This is a genomic window from Bacillus cereus group sp. BfR-BA-01524 (genome assembly GCF_022662595.1).
In the GTDB taxonomy this organism is placed as follows: Bacteria; Bacillota; Bacilli; order Bacillales; family Bacillaceae_G; genus Bacillus_A; species Bacillus_A thuringiensis_S.
Genome location: NZ_JAKUDW010000366.1, coordinates 1 through 288, shown reverse-complemented (window position 1 = coordinate 288; position 288 = coordinate 1). Strand labels below are relative to the sequence as shown.

Sequence of the window (288 nt, the reverse complement as noted above, 5' to 3'; positions counted from 1 at the left end):
TTTACCCAACATTAATCGACCACGTAACAGAAGGAATGAAAGTTGCTTGGGAAGAGCCATTTGGCCCAATCCTTCCAATCATCCGTGTTTCTTCAGACGAGCAAGCAATTGAAATTGCTAACAAATCAGAGTTCGGCTTACAAGCAAGTGTCTTCACAAAAGACATTAACAAAGCATTTGCAATTGCTAACAAAATCGAAACTGGTTCTGTTCAAATTAACGGACGCACAGAGCGCGGCCCTGACCACTTCCCATTCATTGGTGTAAAAGGTTCAGGTATGGGCGCAC

1 protein-coding gene is annotated in these 288 nt (G+C 43.4%); it reads left to right on the top strand.

The genetic code is table 11. The features are described 5' to 3' along the window. On the top strand, positions 1 to 288 hold a 288-nt coding region (locus MR170_RS31500; RefSeq protein WP_242310727.1), incomplete at both ends, for an aldehyde dehydrogenase family protein.